Origin of the sequence: Agromyces tropicus, assembly GCF_039531345.1 — a bacterium.
Lineage (GTDB): Bacteria > Actinomycetota > Actinomycetes > Actinomycetales > Microbacteriaceae > Agromyces > Agromyces tropicus.
In genome coordinates, this window is record NZ_BAAAPW010000001.1 from 540,039 (window position 1) to 555,609 (window position 15,571).

Here is a 15,571-nt window from a genome sequence, read left to right on the forward strand (position 1 = left end):
GGCGGATGACGCATCCGACGCTCCACGGCGCGGGCGCGCTCGTCGGTTAGCATGCCCACGTACGAAGGGGGCTCCGCGTGCAGGTCGACGTCGCCACACTGGTGCTGATCCCGACGATCGCGGCGCTCGCGCCGCTGCTCACCCGCGCCGCCGGGCGGTGGATCGCGGTCCCCGTCGTGATCTTCGAGATCCTGCTCGGGATCGTCCTCGGCCCGTCGGTGCTCGGTTGGATCCGGACCGACGACTTCATCGAGCTGCTCTCCGACTTCGGCCTGGCGATGCTGTTCTTCCTCGCGGGACAGGAGATCGACTTCGTCGCGATCCGCGGCCGACCGCTGTGGCGGGCGACGATCGGCTGGGCCGTCTCGATCGTGCTGGGCCTCGCCATCGGCTGGATCGTCGACCCGGACGCCGGCGCGGTGTTCATCGGGATCGCACTGACCTCGACCGCGCTCGGCGCGCTCCTGCCGATCCTCCGCGACGCCGGGCAGCTGCGCACGCCGTTCGGCATCGCGGTGCTCGCAATCGGCGCCGCGGGCGAGTTCCTGCCCCTCATCGCGATCTCCCTGTTCCTCTCCGGGCGCTCCCCCGTGCACGAGGCGGTCGTGCTCGTCGGCTTCGCGGTCATCACGGGCGTCGCGATCTGGCGGGCGTCCCGGGGCGACGGGCGACGCCTTCACGGCATCATCCGCTCGACGCTGCACACGAGCGGGCAGTTCGCGATCCGGCTCGTGATCCTCGTGCTGCTCGCGCTGGTCGGACTCTCGATCGTCCTCGACCTCGACATGCTGCTCGGTGCCTTCGCCGCAGGCGTGATCTCGCGGCTGCTGCTCGAGGGGGCACCCGAGGAGGACCGGCGGACCATCGAGTGGAAGCTCGACGGCATCGGATTCGGGCTCTTCGTGCCGCTGTTCTTCATCTACACCGGCGTGACGTTCGACCTGGACTCGCTCGTGTCGGACCCGGTGACGCTCGCGCTGCTGCCGCTGTTCACGCTGCTGCTCGTCGTCGTGCGCGGCATCCCGTCGGCGTTCCTCGTCCCACGCGGGACGACCGCCCGCAAGCGCACCGCGACCGGCCTGATGGCGGCCACCGGCCTGCCCATCATCGTGGCGGTCACGACCATCGGCGTGGAGGCCGGCGACATGGACTCGGGCACGGCCTCGGCGCTCGTGGGCGCCGGGCTGCTCTCACTGCTGGTGTTCCCGCTCGTCGCGCTCGCGATCGAGCGCGGCGACGCTCGGCGCCCTCGGCAGGAATCGAACCTGCGACCAAGAGATTAGAAGGCTCCTGCTCTATCCGCTGAGCTACGAGGGCCGATCGGTTCCACGATACCGCAGCGCCCCTCCGCGCTCGCGGAGCGGGCACGGCGTCCGGGGTCGGCGCCCGGACGTGTCGGCGCGCGCGGCTAGACTCACCGCATGGCATCCTCGAGCGACCGACTCGTCTGGATCGACTGCGAGATGACCGGACTCGACCTCGAGGTCGACGAGCTGGTCGAGATCGCGGTCGTGATCACCGATTACGATCTCGAGCCGGTGGACGCCGGGCTCGACATCGTCATCAAGCCCGACGCGAGCGCGCTCGAGTCCATGGGGGACTTCGTGCGCGCCATGCACACGCAGTCGGGCCTCATCGAGGAGATCCCGAACGGCGTGTCGGTCGCCGACGCCGAGTACCAAGTGCTCGAGTACGTGCTGAAGCACGTGCCGGAGGAGCAGCGGGCGCCGCTCGCGGGCAATTCCATCGGCACCGACCGTGCGTTCATCTCCCGCTTCATGCCGCGGCTCGACGCCCACCTGCACTACCGCAACGTCGACGTCTCGTCGATCAAGGAGCTGTCCAAGCGATGGTTCCCGCGCGCGTACTTCAACGCACCGGCGAAGGACGGCGGGCACCGGGCGCTCGCCGACATCCTCGAGTCCATCCGCGAGCTGCAGTACTACCGCCGCGCGGTGTTCGTCGCCGACCCCGGCCCCACGAGCCAGGAACTGCAGGCGATCGCCTCCGACGTCGTCGCGTCGGCCGCCGACGTGTCATCGGGCACCTCGAACGTGGTGTAATCTCGTAGGGTTGCCACTCGCGAGAGCGCGTGGCGCATGGTGGGTATAGCTCAGTCGGTAGAGCGCCTGGTTGTGGTCCAGGAGGTCGCGGGTTCAAGCCCCGTTACTCACCCCAATCAGCCTCCCGATCGGAGCCGCCGTGGAACTCGACGCCGAGGCCTTCGAACAGCTCGTGGTCGACGAACTCGACGAGCTGCCCGACGACATGGTCGAGGGCCTCGAGAACATCGTGTTCGTCGTCGAGGACCGACCGGAGGACGGCTCACTCGACCTGCTCGGGCTCTACGAGGGCGTGTCCCTGACCGAGCGGGACCGGTACGGGTTCGGCGAGATGCCGGACCGGATCATCCTGTACCGCGAGCCGCTGCTGGCCGTCGCCGAGACCGAGGACGAGCTGCGCGACGAGATCCACGTGACCCTCGTGCACGAGATCGCCCACTTCTACGGCATCGACGACGACCGGCTGCACGAGCTGGGCTGGGCGTGACGATGGCCGCGCTAGCCTGTTCGGCATGAGTCCCTCCCCCGGACGCGTCGTCGGCATCGCCGTCGGCGCGCTCGCCATCCTCGGCATCGGCGTCTACGGCCCGGCGATGCTGCTCGGCCCGCTCCCCGACGTCACCGTCGACGCCGACCCCGCCCAGGCCGCGGCACCCGCGTCGGTCGCCGTCGCCCTGCCGGCGGACGACGCCTCGGCCGTCGCCCTGCTCGCCGAGGACGGCTCGGCCGTGACGGTGGCGTCGTCCGCCGACGACGAAGCCGTGCCGATCGGCGGTGCCGCGAAGCTCGTGACGGTGCTCACCGTCCTCGACGCCCTGCCGCTCGCCTCGGGTGAGGACGGACCGGCGATCCGGATCGGTCCGGAGGACTACACGGACTACCTGCGCTACTCCGGCGAGGGCTCCCGCGCCCTGCAGGTCTCCCCCGGTGACTCGTGGACCCAGCGCGACGTCGTGCGCGCGGTGCTCATGTCCTCGAGCAACAACCACGCCGACACGCTCGCGCGCTGGGCGTTCGGCAGCGTCGACGCCTACGTCGACCGCGCGAACGCGTGGCTCGAGGAGCAGGGCTTCACGGCGACGCGGGTGGCGGACACGACCGGCCTGTCCGGCGAGGATGTCGGCACGGCGACCGAGCTCACGCGCCTGGCCGCGCTCGTCCTCGATGATCCCGAGCTCTCGGCGATGCTCGACGGCCGCTCCGGCTCGTCGACGCCCACCGACGACCGATCGGTCCCCGACGTCATCGCGCACCTCGACGGCGACGGCGTCCGCGCACTGAGCCGCAGCTACACGGACCAGGCGGCGATCACGTTCGTCTGGACCTCGGTCATCGGGTCCGGCGACGACGAGCAGCGGATGATCGGTGCGATGACGGGCGTCGACGACTACGAGACCCTCGACCCGGCGGTGCTGGCCGCGGTCGAGGGCATGGCCGCGGCATCCGCCCCGATCGAGGTCATCGAGGCCGGCGCACCCTACGGCGACGTGCATTCGGCGTGGGGGGACCACGCGCGGCTGGTCGCCGCCGCCGGGCGCACGGATGCCGCGTACGGCGCGGTCGCCGACGACGCGGTCATCGACGTGGATCCGTTCACCACGGCCCCGGCGGGCCGTCCGGTCGGCACGGTCACCGTGCGCATCGGCGACCGCGAGGTCAGTTCGGCGCTCGAGCTCGATGCGCCGATCGAGGATCCCGGTCCGATCTGGCGGCTCACCCACCCGGGCGAGCTGATCGGTGCCTTCCTCGACGACGAGGCCTGATCGATCCTCGACCGGGCGCGGGCCGTCGTGCGCTCAGTCGTTCTCCTCGTCGGACTCCACCGGGTCGGAATCCCCCGCGTCGAACCGGAACTTCACCCGGACCTGCCCGTTGACCTCGCGCTGCTCGACGGCGTCGTACCAGAACAGCGACTCGAGGCCGTCGACGGCGGCGACCATGCCGACGCGCTGCTCCGGCTCACCGTGCACGAGGGAGCGCTGCTCGAAGTCGCCCTCGAGCGGACCGTCGATGAACTCCGCCACATACGTCGTCGCATCTGTCATGAGCCGAGCGTAGTCCCGGACGGCGGCGCCGGACACCCACCGCGCGGATCAACGGCCGAGCCGCACCCGGATCGCCGGCACTCGGGCGGCCCCCGACTGCCCGCGGTAGCGGCGCCAGTCGGCCTCCCAGGCGTCCCAGTGCGGGTCGAAGGCGCCCGCGTCGCGCACGAGCGCCCGCTCACGGCGGGTGGCGAGCGGCGCGTCCAGCCACACGCGGATCGCGTCCGGCCGTGCGCGTCCGGCGAGGAAGGCGCCGCATCCCTCGAGCACGAGTGCGGTGCCCGGCCGCAGCCTGCGGGTCGTCCCCCACCGGTCCTCGAACCAGTCCCACTGCTCGAACCCGCCGACGCGGCCCGCGGCGAGCGGCTCGAGCAGGCGCGGCCCGAGGTCGCTCGCGCCGCGCCGGAGGCCGTGCCATCCTGGGATCGCCTCGTCGACGCGGACGACTCGCGGCCGTCCGCCGGGCCAGTCGGCGACGAGCGACGCCGCGAACGTGCTCTTGCCCGCCCCGCTCGGCCCGTCGACGAGGACGAGCGGATGCCGCCGGGCGCAGGCCGCACGCCGGACGAGCGCGATCGCCGGCCGGAGCGCCAGCTCGGCGCCGCAGCTCACGCCCACACCGGGTGGAACGTGCCCGCCCAGAGCGCCCCGGCGATCGAGATCGCGGCGACGGCGGCCGCGAGGAGGACCAGGAGCGCGTCGGCCGATCCGACCTGCGAGGGCCTCGCCCACGTGCGCTCCGTCTCGGCGCCGAATCCGCGCGCCTCCATGGCGGTCGCGAGCTTCGAACCGCGCCGGATCGCGAGGACGAGCAGCGCGAAGGCCATCGTGGCGGCACGGCGCACGGCGCCGTGGTCGCCGATCCCCCGTGCGCGGCGCGACAGGGACATCGCACGCCAGTCCTCGACGAACAGGCCGACGAGCCGGGTCGCCGCGAGGGCGCCGAGCACGAACCTCGCGGGCAGGCGCCAGACCTGTGCGAGTCCGTCGGCGAGGTCGGTCGGGTCGACGCGGAGGAACAGGAGCGCCGCCGGCAACCCGATGGCGAGCACGCGCAGCGTGACCGCGAGCGCGAGCTGGATCGATCCGTCCGTGATCCTCGCGAGCCAGAACTCCCAGTACACCGTGCCGGAGGGGCGGCCGTAGAGCAGCATGCTGATGCCGGCGATCGGGGCGGCGATCAGGATCGGCCAGGTCCGCCGCACGAGCAGGCCCGGCGTGACGCCCGCCAGCGAGAAGAGCACGAGCTGGATGCCGAGCGCGATCGCGGCGCTCAGCCAGTCGACCGTGAGCAGCAGCGGCGTGGTCAGGACCATCGCGGCCGCGAGCCGCGTCGCCGGGTTCACCCGGTCGACGAAGCGCAGGGACGGTGCGTGACCGGACTCGGGCAGCTCGACGGCGCTCATCCGCGGCTCCCGCTGCCGACCCGGGCACCGCCGCGGGCGTCGAGCGCGATCCGGTGCCCGCCGAGCGAGTCGATGAAGGCCGCATCGTGCGTCACGGAGAGCAGCGTCGTGCCGTCGTGCACGAGCTCGTGGAGCAGCCGAACGAGTTCGACCCAGCCGAGCCGGTCCTGGCCGAAGGTGGGCTCGTCGAGGATGACGACCCCGGGCCTCGTGGCGAGGACCGACCCCACCGACAGCCGGCGCGCCTCGCCGCCCGACAGCGTGAACGGGTTCGCCGCCGCGAGGTGGTCCAGGCGCAGGCGGTGCAGGACCTCGTCCACGCGCGCGTCCACCTCCCGAGCGGCCAGGCCGAGTGCGCGGGGCGCGACCGCGACCTCGTCACGGACGGTCGCGGCGACGAACTGGTGCTCCGGCTCCTGGAAGACCGTGCCGATGCGGGTGAGCAGTTCGCGCGATCGCCACCGTACCGGCGACTCCCCCAGCCCGAGCGAGATGGTCGGTGCGGCCGCGACGCGGCCGCCGCGCGGCCGGAGGAGTCCGCCGAGCGTGAGTGCGAGCGTCGACTTCCCCGCGCCGTTCGGGCCGGTCAGCACCGTCGAGGCGGCTGCGGGGATCGCGAGGTCGAGCCCCTCGTGGAGCACGCGGCCGCGGGGCCGCCCGATCGCAAGGTCCGTCGTCGACAGCGCAGGCGGTGCGTCGTTCGCGACGACCTCCGCGTCCGGCACCTCGAGCGGCACGTCCGGAACCCAGACGCCGGCGGCGGCCAGTGCCTCCCGGCGGCGATCGAGCACCGCGTCCGGCCGGCCGTCGGCGATGAGCTCGCCGTCGGCGCCGAGGACGACGACGCGATCGACGAGGTCGAGCCAGACGTCGACCCGGTGCTCGACGACGACGAGCGTCGCCCCGGTTCGTTCGAGCACGCGGGCGACGGCGCGCCGGACCTCCGCGACGCCGTCGGGATCGAGGTTCGCGGTGGGCTCGTCGAGGAGCAGCAGGCCGGGCCGCATGGCGATGGCGCCGGCGAGTGCGAGGCGCTGCTTCTGCCCGCCGGACAACCGCGACGTCGGGTGGTCGAGCGGCAGGTCGAGGCCGACGGCGTCGACGGCGGCGCGGACGCGCTCCCAGATCTCCTCGCGCGGCACGCCGAGGTTCTCGCAGCCGAACGCGACGTCGTCGCCCACTCGGGCGAGGATGACCTGCGAGTCGGGGTCCTGCAGGACGAGTCCCGCCCGGCCGCGCGCCTCGGTCGGCGCCCGGCCGTCGACCCGCAGCGTCCCCCGGGACTCGCCCTCGTCGTCGCCGCCGAGCACGCCGGCGAAGGCGTGCAGCAGCGTCGACTTTCCCGAGCCGGACGGGCCGAGCAGGAGGACCCGCTCGCCCGGCTCGATCGCGAGGTCGACGCCCTGCAGCGCCTGGCGCCGGCGGCCGGCGTGCCGCCAGCCCCACCCGGTGGCGTCCACGCGGGCGGGGCGGACGGCGTGCGATGCACGGTCCACGCGTCAGACCCGCCCGGCGACGTCCCGTCCGGCACCGAAGCGGTGCAACGCGCCGGTCGCGGCGAGCGCACGGACCACGAGCCAGCCGAGCAGGCCCGCGAGCACGGCGCCGGAGAGCACCACGGTGCCGAAGTAGAGCGCCAGGAACTCGGCCGACTTCTGCAGGTTGCCCGAGAGGAAGAGCTCCAGCACCCAGGCGGCGGCACCGGCCGCGGCACCGGCCAGCATGGCGGTCACGACGCCGAACCGGCGGTAGCCGGTCGCGAGGAACACGAGCTCGGCGCCGAGGCCCTGCGCGAGGCCGGAGTAGATCGTCTCGATGCCCCACTGGTTGCCGACGAGCGCCGAGACGATCGCGGCGAGCAGCTCGACGTAGAGCGCGGCACCGGGCTTGCGGATGATGAGCCCGCCGAGCACGCCGCCGATGAGCCAGATGCCGACGGCGACGCCGCCGAGCCCGGGCGTCAGGGCGTCGGCCGCGCTGAACCACGCGTAGCCGACGTTGTTCCAGAAGAGGAACACCAGGCCTGTCGCGACGCCGATGACGCTCGCGACGACGATGTCGACGACGCGCCAGCGGCTGCTGCGTGCGACGGCGCGATCGGCGGCCGTTCCGGCCGTGGACTGCTGGTCGGTGGATGTCTCGTGCACTGTCGTGCCCTTTCGTCTCGTGGAAAGCGGCACGGGAAATGAGATGGATGCCCTCCCTGCGCTGGCATGACCCAGATCAGGTTCGACGGTCGAAGGTTGGAGAACCTTCCTCTCAGCCCGGCTCACCGGACTCCCGTGTTCGAGCACGAGTATACGCGCGACGTGAGGGCCGCGCGGCGGCGTTACTTCTTGAGCGCCTTGATGACCAGGCGCAGCGCCTTGCCGGTGACGGCGACCAGCGGGATGGCGACGATCAGCAGCCCGAGCACGTTCGGCTCGAACCGGACGTCGCCGCCGCGGCCGACGTAGGCGCCGAGCGGGACCGACCAGCCGCCGCCCCCACCGCCGGAGCCCTCGTTCTGCTCGTCGTCGGTGCCGGCACCGCCGCCGAAGCCGTACCCGGCGAGGGCGACCGGCACGACCTCGGTGCCGCCGATCTCGACCTTGTCGGCGTAGGAGGTGCGGACGCCGACGCCGGCGACCTTGTCTGCGAGCTCGAGCACGAAATCAGCCATGCCGCCACGCTACCGGCGCGCACCGGATCGCGGGAAGGGCGTTGACGGATGCCGCCGGCCGGGCTCGCGGTCGAGCCCGCGACTCGGCGAACCCGGTCACCAGAACGACCGCGGACCGGACGGCGTCTCCTCGTCGCCGCCGTCGCGGACGGTCGGGGCGGCCGACTCCGCGGCCGGGCGGACGAGCGCGGCGGGTCGCACGGCGCCCCGGCCGAAGCGGCGCACGACCTCGTCGACGGTGCGCTCGGCGTCGCGCCACTCCTCGTCCGGATCCCAGAGCGGCGCGCCGTCGCCGGCCGGGCGGAGGTGCTCGGCGCGCACGCCGATCAGCCGCACCCGGCGCCCGTCGCCGACGAGGTCGGCGAGCGGCACGAGCGCCTCCTCGTAGATGCGTCGGGCCACGTCGGTCGGCTCGGCGAGGGTGCGCGAGCGGGTGACGGTCGTGAAGTCGCCGTAGCGGAGCTTGAGCGTGACGGTGCGCGCCAGCACCCCCGCGCGGCGCAGCCGCACGCCGACGTCGGTGGCGAGCCGCAGCAGCTCCCGCGCGATGTCGGCGTGCTCCACCAGGTCGTGGTGGAACGTCGTCTCGTGGCCGATGCTCTTCTCGACGCGACGCGTCTCGACGTCTCGCGCATCGACGCCGTTCGCGAGACGCGACAGCTGCGCGGCGAGTGCGGGCCCGACGGCGCGAGCGAGCGCGTCGACGGGCATCTCGGCGACGTCGCCGACCGTGCGCAGGCCCAGCTTGAGCAGCGACTGCTCGGTGACGCGGCCAACGCCCCAGAGCGCCGAGACCGGCAGCGGGTGCAGGAACGCGACCGTCTCGGCCGCGGGCACCACGAGCATGCCGTCGGGCTTGGCGCGCGACGACGCGACCTTGGCGACGTACTTGCTCGCGGCGACGCCGACCGAGCAGGTCAGTCCGGTCTCGTCGTGCACGCGACGGCGGATGGTCCATGCGATCTCGGCGGGGCTGCCGTGCAGCCGGCGCGCCCCGGAGACGTCGAGGAAGGCCTCGTCGATCGACAGCGGCTCCACGAGCGGGGTGAGCTCGCGGAAGATCGCCATCACCCGTTCGGAGTACTCCGAGTAGCGCCGATGGTCGCCCCGGAGCACGATCGCGTTCGGGCAGCGCTGCAGCGCCACCGACATCGGCATCGCCGAGTTGACGCCGAATCGGCGCGCCTCGTAGCTCGCGGCCGCCACGACGCCGCGGCCCGCGGTGCCGCCGACGAGCACCGGCTTGCCGCGCAGCTCGGGCCGGCGGAGCAGTTCGACGGACACGAAGAACGCGTCCATGTCGACGTGCAGGATCGGCGTGGCCGAGTCGTCGACCGGCCCGGTCGTGACCTGGCGCGACGAGCCGTCCTGCTTGCTCACCCGGCGACCCTACCGTCCGCCGCCGACAGCGGCATCAGAACCCGAAGTCGCCGAAGTCACCGCCGCCGAAGTCACCGCCGCCGAGGTCACCGCCGAAGCCGCCCCAGTCGCCGCTCGAGGCGTCGGCCGAGCCGGCATCCGCTCCAGTCGCATCGGCGCCGTCGACGCCGCCATCGGCGGTGCCGAACGCATCCGGGCCCGGCAGGAACGCCTGGGCGATCGCCGAGCCGATCACGACGCCCGCGATGGTACCGAGCATCGAGCTGCCCATCATCGAGCCGAACGAGGGACCGGTCGGTGCGGCGCCCGCGGCGCCGGGCGCGCCCGCGAAGGCACGCTCCATCGATCCCGGATGGCGCAGCTCCTGCCGCGTCGCCGCGCGCGCGAGCGCGCCCGGCTCGTCGGAGACCAGTCGCTCGCCGGCCGGTGCCTGCTCCGAGAGCGAGCGGAACACCAGTTGCCGCTGCTCCGGAGTCAGCTTCGCGAAGGCCTCGGCGTGCACCGCCTCGATCGACTCGGGCGGCGCGGTGCGCAGCAGGTACCGGTATCGCTCGATCGCGAGCTCGTCCTCGCTCATCGGCCGCGCCTGCGGCACCGGCGGCGCGGGTCGGGCGGCGCGGTGGTCGCCGCCTCCGAAGAGTCGGTCCAGGAATCCCATGATGTCCTCGCAGGTGTTCGGGGTTCTCAGGCTACGGGCGTCCGCCACGAGCATGCTGGGAGCGGCGGCGGCCGCAGCCGGGTCCGGGGATGACGGATGCCGCGGCGCGATCCGCGCGCCGCGACATCCGTCGGTCGGGTCTCAGCCCTCGCTGCCGGCGCGCTCGAGCACCAGCTCGCGCACGCGGGCCGCGTCGGCCTTGCCCTGCATCGCCTTCATGACGGCGCCGATGACGGCGCCGGCCGCCTGCACCTTGCCGTCCCGGATCTTCGCGAGCACGTCCGGCTGCGCGGCGAGGGCCTCATCGATCGCAGCGACGAGCGCACCGTCGTCCGAGACGACCGCGAGCCCTCGGGCGTCGACGATCTCGCGCGGCGTGCCCTCGCCGGCGATGACGCCCTCGAGCACCTGACGCGCGAGCCGGTCGGTGAGCGTGCCCTCCTCGACGAGCATCGCGAGCTCGGCGACCTGCGCCGGCTCGGCCAGCGCCGCGGCATCCGTGCCCTGCGCGTTCGCGATGCGGGTCAGCTCGCCCGTCCACCACTTGCGTGCGGCCGCCGGGCTCGCGCCCGCCTCGATGGTCGCGGCGACCTCGTTGACCAGCCCGGCGTTCGCCACGCCCTGGAAGTCGAGGTCCGTGAATCCCCACTCGGCCTTGAGCCGGCGGCGCCGGGCGGCGGGCGGCTCCGGCAGGGCGGCCCGCAGTTCCTCGATCACGGCCGGGTCGGGCTCGACGGGCAGCAGGTCGGGCTCCGGGAAGTACCGGTAGTCGTCGGCGTCGGACTTCGGCCGGCCGGGGCTCGTCGTGCCCGTGTCCTCATGCCAGTGGCGGGTCTCCTGCGTGATCGTGCCGCCCTCGGCGAGGATCGCCGCCTGGCGCTGGATCTCGTGGCGGACCGCGCGCTCGACCGAGCGCATCGAGTTGACGTTCTTCGTCTCGGTGCGGGTGCCGAACTTCTCGGTGCCGCGCGGGCGGAGCGAGACGTTCGCGTCGCAGCGCAGGTTGCCGCGCTCCATGCGCGCCTCGGAGATGCCGAGCGAGAGCACGATGTCGCGGATCGTGGCGACGTACGCGCGCGCGACGGCCGGGGCATCCGCCTCGGCGCCCACGATGGGCTTGGTCACGATCTCGACGAGCGGCACGCCCGCCCGGTTGTAGTCGACGAGGGAGTACTCGGCGCCGTGGATGCGGCCGGTCGCACCGATGTGCGTGAGCTTGCCGGCGTCCTCCTCCATGTGCGCCCGCTCGATCGCGACCTGGAACGTGCGACCGTCCTCGAGCTCGACCTCGACCGACCCCTCGAAGGCGATCGGCTCGTCGTACTGCGAGATCTGGTAGTTCTTGCCGAGGTCCGGGTAGAAGTAGTTCTTCCGGGCGAACCGGCTCGAGGGCGCGATCGAGCAGCCGAGCGCGAGGCCCAGGGAGATCGACGAGCGGATCGCCGTCGCGTTCACGACCGGAAGCGCGCCGGGCAGGCCCATGTCGACCGGCGCGACGAGCGTGTTCGGCTCGGCGCCGTGGTACGCCTCGTTGGCCGGGTTCGGGGCAGGCGAGAACATCTTCGTCGCCGTGTTGAGCTCGACGTGCACCTCGAGGCCGATCACGGGCTCGAAGCGCTCGAGCGCCTCGTCGTAGTCCATCAATGCAGCGCGCGCCATCAGACCACGCCCTCCTCGGTCGCCATGAGTTCGTGGGTGGACAGGTCGGGCGCCTGCGACAGGATCGGGCCGCCCCAGCGGTCGACGAGCAGGTGCTCGAGCGCGCCGCCGACGTTGTAGAGGCGGGCGTCCTCGCGCGCCGGCGCGAGGAACTGGACGCCGACGGGCAGGCCGTCCTCCGGAGCGAGGCCCGCGGGCACCGAGATGCCGGGCACGCCCGCGAGGTTCGCCGGGATCGTCGCGACGTCGTTGAGGTACATCGCCAGCGGGTCGTCGAGCTTCTCGCCGAGGCGGAATGCGGTCGTCGGCGCGGTCGGGGTGGCCAGCACGTCGACCCGGTCGAACGCGGACGCGAAGTCCTGCTGCACGAGCGTGCGCACCTTCTGGGCGCTGCCGTAGTAGGCGTCGTAGTAGCCGGCCGAGAGGGCATACGTGCCGAGGATGATGCGGCGCTTGACCTCGGGGCCGAAGCCCGCCTCGCGAGTGGCCGCCATGACCTCCTCGACGGTGCCGCCGCCCTCGGGCACGACGCGGAGGCCGAAGCGCACCGAGTCGAACTTCGCGAGGTTGGACGACGCCTCGGCGGGCAGGATCAGGTAGTACGCGGCGATCGCGTACTCGAAGTTGGGCGCGCCGACCTCGACGATCTCGGCCCCGTTCGCGGCGAGCAGCTCGAGCGCTTCGTGGAAGCGCTGCCGGACGCCCGACTGGAAGCCGTCGGAGTCGAGCTCCTTCACGACGCCGATGCGCAGGCCCGAGACGTCCGCGTTGCGCACGGCCTCGGCCATCGACGGCCACGGGTCGGGGATCGACGTCTGGTCGTGCGGGTCGTGCCCGGCGATGACGTCGTGGAGGAGGGCCGCGTCGAGCACGGTGCGACTGACCGGACCGACCTGGTCCAGCGAGGAGGCCAGCGCGATCGAGCCGTAGCGGCTGACGCCGCCGTACGTCGGCTTCGTGCCGACCGTGCCGGTCACGTGCGCGGGCTGGCGGATGGAACCGCCCGTGTCGCTGCCGAGCGCGAGCGGCGCCTCGAAGGCCGCGACGGCCGCGGCCGAGCCGCCGCCCGAACCGCCCGGGATGCGCTCGAGGTCCCACGGGTTGTGCGTGGGGCCGTACGCGGAGTGCTCCGTCGAGGACCCCATCGCGAACTCGTCCATGTTCGTCTTGCCGAGCGGGACCATGCCCGCCTCGCGGACCTTGCGGACCGGCGTCGCGTCGTACGGGGGGATCCAGCCCTCGAGGATGCGCGAACCCGACGTGGAGGGCATGCCCGTGGTGACGAGCACGTCCTTGATCGCGATCGGCACGCCCGCGAGCGGGCCGAGCTCCTCGCCGGCGGCACGCCGCCGGTCGACGTCGGCCGCGGACTCGAGTGCGGCGTCGTTCACGTGCAGGAACGCGTGCACCGCGCCGTCGACGGCGGCGATGCGATCGAGGTGCGCCTGCGTGGCCTCGACCGACGAGACCTCGCCGGAGGCGAGCTTCGCGGCGAGGTCGGCGGCGCTCAGCCGGATGAGGTCGCTCACTGCTCCTCCCCCAGGATCGCCGAGACCACGAAGCGCGTGCCGTCGTGCTCGGGGGCGCCCGAGAGCACCTGGTCGACGGTCAGCACGTCGGACGGGACGTCCTCGCGCAGCGGGTTGTGCAGCGGGATCGGGTGGCTCGTGGCCGCCACGTCGGACGTGGCCACCTCGCTCACCTGCTCCACCGCCTGCATGATCTGGCCGAGCTCCGTCGTGAGGTGCTCGATCTCTTCCTCGGTGAGCGCGATGCGAGCGAGGTTCGCGAGATGCGCGACCTGCTCGGCGCTGATTTCAGACATGCTGCTCCGTGGTCCGGGAATGGGGATGCAGCGATTCTATCGAGGCGCGCCGAAGAGTCCGACGCCGTACTTCTGCAGCAGCTCGTACGCCTCGCCGTACGTCTGCGGCTCGGCCTCGCCGTCCCCGTACTTCGCGATGAGGAGCCCGAGCAGGCCCTTCGCCGGCGGGCTCAACGGGGCGCTGCGGCGAGCGTCCCCGGGATGGAGCGGCTCGGCCTCGGGGTTCGGCGGCGTGTACTGGGGCGTGGTCTCGGGCCAGGTGAGCGGATGCCGCGGCGCGTCGAGCGTCACGGCGTTGCCGAGCTCCGGTGCGCCGTCGTCCCGGTCCGTGAGCGGATCGAGCCCGTGCAGCGCGCAGAGCGTGGCGACCACGGAGCCGTGGTGCATGGCGTCGTGGATGATCGTCCCGGCCGGCGTGTACGCCGAGATCGCGATCGCGGGCACCCGGCAGCCGAGCCGGTCGAACGTGAAGCCCATCTCGCCCTCGCCGTCGTCGGAGGACGGCGGCACCGTCGCGGGGGGCGGCACGTGGTCGTAAGTGCCGCCGTGCTCGTCGAACGTGACGAGCAGCATGGTGTTCATCGCGTTCGACCCGGTCTTCGACGCACTCGACCGTACGGCGGAGTAGATGGAGTGGACGAGCGCCTCCCCCGCTCGCACGTCGGAGATCGCCCCGTCGGTCACCTCGTCGCCGTCGACGTCGGACTCCCGCAGCACCCCGACCGGCGGGTGGAAGTCGTTGTGGTCGTAGATCATCCGCGGCTCGACGAAGCTGTACGGGGGCAGCTTGCCGTCGGCCACGTCGCTCCAGAACTGCGACATCGGCGCGAAGTGGTCGGTGCGCCAGTGCTTCTCGAGGGCGGGCGCGTGGATGATCCCGGTCATCGACACGAGCTGCAGGTCGTCGAAGTAGATGCGCCAGTCGAGGCCGGCGTCCTCGAGGCGGTTGAAGATCGTCGGGCTCGCGTCGGCGTCGAGCCACTTCCGGTAGCCGCCGTCGCCGCGGTTCGTCACGAACCCGTGCGAGGTCGAGGCGTGGAAGAACGAGCGGTTGCAGAAGGTCTGCGAGGGCACCGCGCAGTGCCAGGCGTCGTAGACCGCGAATCCCTTCGCCAGCGTCGACAGCACGGGCAGCATCTCGGGTGAGAACGAGCCCATGATCTGCTCGATGTCGCGCTGCTCGGCCGCGCGACGGCGGTGCTCGGTGTGATTGGCGTAGTCGAGCACGAAGCCGTCCATGTCGGGCCGGGCACCGGCGTCGGGCGCGTTGTACGGCGCCTGCATGTCGTCGAGCTCGGCCGTCGCGTTCGCAGCCGGGCGGATGGTGCCGAACAGCTGCGTGTTGACGTGCGGGTACTCCTCGCCCGGGTCCGGGTCGGGTCGCCGCATGATCGCGTCGGTCGCTCCGGTGTAGACGTGCGCGGCGACGCGGCTGCCGTCGGGAGCGGTGTTCGCGTGCTCGCCGAAGGCGAGGCCCTCGAAGGTCGCGCCGTCGGGCAGGTCGTCGGCGTCGTAGAGCCAGCCGAGGAGATTGTCGAAGGAGCGGTTCTCGCCCATGACCACGACGAGGTGGTCGAAGCCCGGCGTGGACCGGGCGGGCGGTGGCGGCGGGAGCGGCTGCACGCCGGCGGCGCCCTCCTCGACGCCCGCCGTGTGTCCGACCGACGCGCCGATGGCCGCGGCCGCACCGCCGCCCACGACGGCGGCGGCGCCGGCGACGCCGCCGTACCGCAGGAAGTCGCGTCGGGTCGTGCCGTGCGAATCGCCGTCGACACTCGCGTCCTCGTTCGTCGCATCGTCGGCCCGTCGCGGTGGGCGGCTCCGACCGGCACGGGCGCCCTCGGGCGCCGCCCCCTGTTCCGCCGATGCCATC

At 72.8% G+C, this 15,571-nt stretch carries 16 protein-coding genes, 2 tRNA genes and 1 riboswitch; of the genes, 5 read left to right on the forward strand and 13 right to left on the reverse strand.

The genetic code is table 11. The features are described 5' to 3' along the window. Positions 1 to 101 precede the first annotated feature (101 nt). Entirely contained in the window at positions 102 to 1,283 is a 1,182-nt protein-coding gene (locus ABD230_RS02550) for a cation:proton antiporter (RefSeq protein WP_344370105.1), read from the forward strand. On the opposite strand, the gene ABD230_RS02555 is transcribed toward ABD230_RS02550, so the two are convergent. Beyond that, a tRNA-Arg gene (locus ABD230_RS02555) sits at positions 1,245 to 1,317 on the reverse strand. The two genes, ABD230_RS02550 and ABD230_RS02555, sit on opposite strands and share 39 nt — an antisense overlap. Before the next feature lie 104 nt (positions 1,318 to 1,421). Here ABD230_RS02555 and orn point away from each other — a divergent pair. From orn to ABD230_RS02575, 4 genes are all read left to right on the forward strand, one after another. Beyond that, the gene (gene orn / locus ABD230_RS02560; protein ID WP_344369214.1) at positions 1,422 to 2,063 is read left to right on the forward strand and encodes an oligoribonuclease; all 642 of its coding nucleotides are present in this window, start codon (positions 1,422 to 1,424) and stop codon (positions 2,061 to 2,063) included. A gap of 39 nt (positions 2,064 to 2,102) precedes the next feature. Beyond that, positions 2,103 to 2,178 (forward strand) — tRNA-His (locus ABD230_RS02565). Positions 2,179 to 2,202: 24 nt separating this feature from the next. Beyond that, positions 2,203 to 2,550 (forward strand): metallopeptidase family protein, encoded by a 348-nt coding sequence (locus ABD230_RS02570; protein ID WP_344369215.1) that lies wholly within the window; start codon positions 2,203 to 2,205, stop codon positions 2,548 to 2,550. 25 nt (positions 2,551 to 2,575) lie between these two features. Then, complete coding sequence (locus ABD230_RS02575) at positions 2,576 to 3,826, forward strand: D-alanyl-D-alanine carboxypeptidase family protein (RefSeq protein ID WP_344369217.1); 1,251 nt, start codon at positions 2,576 to 2,578, stop codon at positions 3,824 to 3,826. 33 nt (positions 3,827 to 3,859) lie between these two features. Here ABD230_RS02575 and ABD230_RS02580 read toward each other — a convergent pair whose 3' ends face one another. From ABD230_RS02580 to ABD230_RS02635, 12 genes are all read right to left on the reverse strand, one after another. Further along, positions 3,860 to 4,108 (reverse strand): hypothetical protein, encoded by a 249-nt coding sequence (locus tag ABD230_RS02580; RefSeq protein WP_344369218.1) that lies wholly within the window; start codon positions 4,106 to 4,108, stop codon positions 3,860 to 3,862. A gap of 48 nt (positions 4,109 to 4,156) precedes the next feature. Next, entirely contained in the window at positions 4,157 to 4,720 is a 564-nt protein-coding gene (locus ABD230_RS02585; RefSeq protein WP_344369220.1) for a nucleoside/nucleotide kinase family protein, read from the reverse strand. Continuing rightward, positions 4,717 to 5,514 (reverse strand): energy-coupling factor transporter transmembrane component T family protein, encoded by a 798-nt coding sequence (locus ABD230_RS02590; protein WP_344369222.1) that lies wholly within the window; start codon positions 5,512 to 5,514, stop codon positions 4,717 to 4,719. The genes ABD230_RS02585 and ABD230_RS02590 overlap by 4 nt, the downstream gene beginning before the upstream one ends. Continuing rightward, positions 5,511 to 7,010, reverse strand: coding sequence for an ABC transporter ATP-binding protein (locus tag ABD230_RS02595; protein ID WP_344369223.1), 1,500 nt, complete (start codon positions 7,008 to 7,010; stop codon positions 5,511 to 5,513). Before ABD230_RS02595 ends, ABD230_RS02590 begins: the two co-directional genes overlap by 4 nt. Before the next feature lie 3 nt (positions 7,011 to 7,013). After that, complete coding sequence (locus ABD230_RS02600; RefSeq protein ID WP_344369225.1) at positions 7,014 to 7,661, reverse strand: ECF transporter S component; 648 nt, start codon at positions 7,659 to 7,661, stop codon at positions 7,014 to 7,016. A gap of 36 nt (positions 7,662 to 7,697) precedes the next feature. After that, positions 7,698 to 7,808, reverse strand: a riboswitch (TPP riboswitch). Positions 7,809 to 7,843: 35 nt separating this feature from the next. After that, entirely contained in the window at positions 7,844 to 8,176 is a 333-nt protein-coding gene (locus ABD230_RS02605; RefSeq protein ID WP_344369226.1) for a hypothetical protein, read from the reverse strand. Between the two features lie 96 nt (positions 8,177 to 8,272). Then, on the reverse strand, positions 8,273 to 9,556 hold the full coding sequence (locus tag ABD230_RS02610) for a DNA polymerase IV (protein ID WP_344369227.1): 1,284 nt from the start codon (positions 9,554 to 9,556) through the stop codon (positions 8,273 to 8,275). 34 nt (positions 9,557 to 9,590) lie between these two features. Further along, positions 9,591 to 10,214, reverse strand: a complete 624-nt coding sequence (locus tag ABD230_RS02615; RefSeq protein WP_344369229.1) for a hypothetical protein — start codon at positions 10,212 to 10,214, stop codon at positions 9,591 to 9,593. A gap of 141 nt (positions 10,215 to 10,355) precedes the next feature. Beyond that, positions 10,356 to 11,873, reverse strand: a complete 1,518-nt coding sequence (gene gatB, locus ABD230_RS02620) for an Asp-tRNA(Asn)/Glu-tRNA(Gln) amidotransferase subunit GatB (protein WP_344369230.1) — start codon at positions 11,871 to 11,873, stop codon at positions 10,356 to 10,358. After that, positions 11,873 to 13,402 (reverse strand): Asp-tRNA(Asn)/Glu-tRNA(Gln) amidotransferase subunit GatA, encoded by a 1,530-nt coding sequence (gene gatA, locus ABD230_RS02625; RefSeq protein WP_344369231.1) that lies wholly within the window; start codon positions 13,400 to 13,402, stop codon positions 11,873 to 11,875. The genes gatB and gatA overlap by 1 nt, the downstream gene beginning before the upstream one ends. Further along, positions 13,399 to 13,698, reverse strand: coding sequence for an Asp-tRNA(Asn)/Glu-tRNA(Gln) amidotransferase subunit GatC (gene gatC / locus ABD230_RS02630; RefSeq protein WP_344369233.1), 300 nt, complete (start codon positions 13,696 to 13,698; stop codon positions 13,399 to 13,401). The genes gatA and gatC overlap by 4 nt, the downstream gene beginning before the upstream one ends. A 36-nt stretch (positions 13,699 to 13,734) precedes the next feature. Further along, positions 13,735 to 15,570 (reverse strand): alkaline phosphatase family protein, encoded by a 1,836-nt coding sequence (locus ABD230_RS02635; protein WP_344369235.1) that lies wholly within the window; start codon positions 15,568 to 15,570, stop codon positions 13,735 to 13,737. Between the last annotated feature and the right edge of the window lies 1 nt (position 15,571).